Raw genomic sequence first — 3,185 nt, 5'->3', positions numbered from 1 at the left:
AAATCCGGGCCTTCGAGCCCCTGCGGGTTGTCTCGCTCAGATACGAGCACTCGAGCATCGAACAGCGCGTACTGGCTGTTCTTGCGCTTGTCTGCCCATGCAACGCGGCGGTTCACGACATATGCGAGTGCCCCGCCGCGCTCTGATCCGATCCTGATAGTCTGGACCCACTGCTCATCAACCAGCACTTTCACTGAACGCTTGACCGTTGACACTGAGGTGCCAGACAGCTCGGCTAACGTCGTCTGTGATGCGATGAGCGCTCCACGGCTGTTCATGTTCGCGATAATCAAGTGCAGCAGTGCAGCAGCGCGGGGCTTTCGAGAGATGAGCGACGCCCATTTTTCATGCGCTTTCCGCTCGGTTTGCACCCAGGAGCCTCTGACCTGGGGCTGGGTCAATTTGGTCTTGGTATCGCTCATATCTGCTCGCTATCGTTCAAATGCCTTCCCCGACTCTATCACGATATCGAGCATATTTGCTCGATATCGTGCACGATAGGTCACCAGCTGTGACCTAGGGGTAGGTCACCAGCTGTGACCTACCCCCCCCCTGTAAGCCTTTGATTTTAAAGGGTTCTATTTTCGACCCTTCTAATGATCTTCTAGGGGGGGTGGAATTGGCCACTAAAACCCGAAGCGCGTAGCGCTTTGAGCGCTATGCGCTCGCCTACCCTTCGCTTCGCTCGCCCGGCCTTCGGCCGCCTGATGATGGCGCGCCAAAGGCGCGACGTGCGGCAGCTATCAGGGCGCTACGCGCCCGCGCTGCCTGCCCCAGCCTGGCCGCTAAAGCACGCCGCGCTGGTGACATGCATCCCCTCTCCGCGAGTACCTACCCCTTGTTCTGCAGTACAGGGGGTAGGTAGTAAAAATCGGGGGTTTCCGACACAGCACACCCGGTGCGGCCCGAGATCGGTCGGCATGCTGGGAGCGTAGCGACCGCGCCGACCGAGTGAGGGGCGCACCCACCAACCGAAGGGCGGTAGCGCGTAAGCGTCCGGGCCAACGGCCCGGGGGTGATCATGCCTTCGGGGGTAGATCGAACAGCTGACGGTCGCGCTCGCTGTCTAGGTGCTCATCCATTATCTGTCGGAATTGTGCCCTGGTTTGATCGTCCTGCTCGGCGAGACGCATGAACACTGAGCCAGCGAGGATTTTGCGGCGGGTGTCTTCCGAGCGCTTCGCTTTGCGTAACCGGGCAACCCGGGCTTCGGCATCCGCGAGCTGCTGATCTTTGGAGCGGTGTTGAGGCATTTGGGTATCTCCTTGGTGGCTATCCACAGCCTACCTGAAACTGGCTTTTCCAGTTTGAATCAGCCACCATATACCGAAGGGCGCACTTACGACTTGCAAATCTCGTTCCTCGATTCTGCAAGTCCCGTGCGCCGGGGCTTCGCCCCTGGACCCCTAACCCCAACCCCAGCCGGTGCAGCCATGGCCATCTACTCACTCAGCACCAAGCCGATGAACCGCAAGGGCGGACGGTCAGCCGTCGCCGCAGCGGCCTATCGGTCGGGTGGTGAGTTAGCCGATGAGCGCACCGGCGTCGTGCACGACTACACCCGCAAGCGGGGTGTCGAGCACGACGAGATCGTGACCCGCGACGGCGTTCCGGGCCCCGAGCGCGAGTCGCTGTGGAACCAGGCCGAAGCCGCCGAGAAGCGCAAAGACGCGAGGGTCGCGAGGGAGTACGTCGTCGCGCTGCCGCACGAGCTCGATGCCGACCAGCGGCTTGCCCTCGCTCGCGAGCTCGCCGGCGAGCTGTCCGAGCGCTACGGCGTCGCCGTCGATCTCGCCGTTCATGCACCGGATCGAGACGGCGACGAGCGCAACCACCACGCCCACTTGCTCGCTACGACCCGGGCCTATGGCCATGACGGGCTGGGCGACAAGGCGGCTATCGAGTGGAGCGACCAGAAGCGCCGCGAGGCCGGGCTCGATCGCGGCGCCGACGAGGTGAAGGCCATCCGGCAGCGCTGGGAGGGCATGGCTAACGACGCTCTGGAGCGTGCCCAGGTCGCCGAACGGATCGACTGCCGATCCCTGGCAGACCAGGGCATCAACCGCGTGCCGCAGATCCACGTTGGCCCGATGGGCACTGAGATGGAACGCCGCGGAGTGCCTGAGCAGAGCGACCGAGCGAGCTTGAATCTTGAGATCCAAGCGGCCAACGCTGCGGTTGAGGCCGAAAGGGCCGAGGCCAAGGAGCCGAAAATGACACGCGGCGAGGCGTTCACCGCTGCTGCTGAGCGCATGAAAGCCCGTCGGCTTGAGCGTGAAGCGGGACAAGCACCGCGAGAACGCCCACAGCGCACACAGGAGCCGCCCAAGGCCCCCCCCGGCCCATCGGCTGCTGTGCAGCGGCTCGACCGGGAGATCGACGCGAAGGCCCAGCACCTAGCCCAAGTGCGGGAGCGCGGCGCGGAGATTGGAGAGCGGCTGCTCGATGTACAGCTCGCGATGCGCGAAACCGCACAGCAGCGCGACAGCACCGAACAGACAGAACGAGAGGCCGCACAGAGCGTCCGCGAGGCGCAAGCCCAGCGTGATCGAATCAAGGGCTGGTTCAAGGGGCGGCAGCGCCGCGAAGCGTCCCAGCGCCACGATCAGGCTCAGGAGCGCCAGAATCAGGCTCAGGAGGCCGCACAGCGAGCGCAAGCCCACGATGCCGCCCTGAGACGTGAATACGGCCAGCTAAAGCAGCAGGCGGCCACAGAGGGCCGTGATGTCGAGCGGGTGAAGACGGAGTACGCGCAGCTCCAGCAGCAGCGCACCGCGCAGATCGAGCGCGAGCAGCAGCCCGCCCAGGAGAAGCGCCAGGGCGATGCCTGGAGCCAAGAACGGCAGCAGGAGCGCTCAAAGGCGCCCCAGCGGGACGCATGGGCCGATGAGAGGCGACAGGCCCAGGATGTGCGCCGGGGCAATACTCGGAGCCAGGACGGCCCCGAGCTAGGCTAGTCGCGCAGGTGAGGCAGGTCCGGCTCCAGTCCGTCGATGGATGGCTGAGATGGTGGTGCCTCGCCGTCCCCAGATGGTAGTTGGCCGTCCGCTGGCGACATCGAAGGTATGTGCGTCAAATCCGGGCCTTCGAGCCCCTGCGGGTTGTCTCGCTCAGATACGAGCACTCGAGCATCGAACAGCGCGTACTGGCTGTTCTTGCGCTTGTCTGCCCATGCAACGCGGCGG

General features: G+C 64.2%; 4 protein-coding genes. 1 reads left to right on the top strand and 3 read right to left on the bottom strand.

Going from position 1 to position 3,185, the window contains the following annotated elements:
• Both OP495_RS16880 and OP495_RS16875 read right to left on the bottom strand, forming a co-directional pair.
• Positions 1–422: replication/maintenance protein RepL (locus OP495_RS16880; RefSeq protein ID WP_280570899.1), on the bottom strand; the 422-nt coding region annotated here is incomplete at its 3' end.
• A 597-nt stretch (positions 423–1,019) separates the two neighbouring features.
• A complete protein-coding gene (locus tag OP495_RS16875; protein WP_280564984.1) occupies positions 1,020–1,253 on the bottom strand; it encodes a mobilization protein in 234 nt (77 codons plus the stop codon).
• 180 nt (positions 1,254–1,433) lie between these two features.
• Between OP495_RS16875 and mobQ the strand changes: the two genes are divergently transcribed.
• Positions 1,434–2,957 (top strand): MobQ family relaxase, encoded by a 1,524-nt coding sequence (gene mobQ, locus OP495_RS16870; RefSeq protein ID WP_280564981.1) that lies wholly within the window; start codon positions 1,434–1,436, stop codon positions 2,955–2,957.
• Here mobQ and OP495_RS16865 read toward each other — a convergent pair.
• The coding region (locus tag OP495_RS16865) for a hypothetical protein (RefSeq protein WP_280570897.1) at positions 2,954–3,185 on the bottom strand (232 nt) is incomplete at its 5' end. The two genes, mobQ and OP495_RS16865, sit on opposite strands and share 4 nt — an antisense overlap.

Origin of the sequence: Chromohalobacter sp. 296-RDG (assembly GCF_029889885.1) — a bacterium.
Classification (GTDB): domain Bacteria; phylum Pseudomonadota; class Gammaproteobacteria; order Pseudomonadales; family Halomonadaceae; genus Chromohalobacter.
This window is presented reverse-complemented; position numbering and strand designations above follow the sequence as displayed.

What these genes read in the sequence shown, in the direction of transcription:
- OP495_RS16875 (WP_280564984.1), bottom strand. Translation starts at nt 1,253, where the DNA reads ATGCCTCAACACCGCTCCAAAGATCAGCAGCTCGCGGATGCCGAAGCC.
- mobQ (WP_280564981.1), top strand. Translation starts at nt 1,434, where the DNA reads ATGGCCATCTACTCACTCAGCACCAAGCCGATGAACCGCAAGGGCGGA.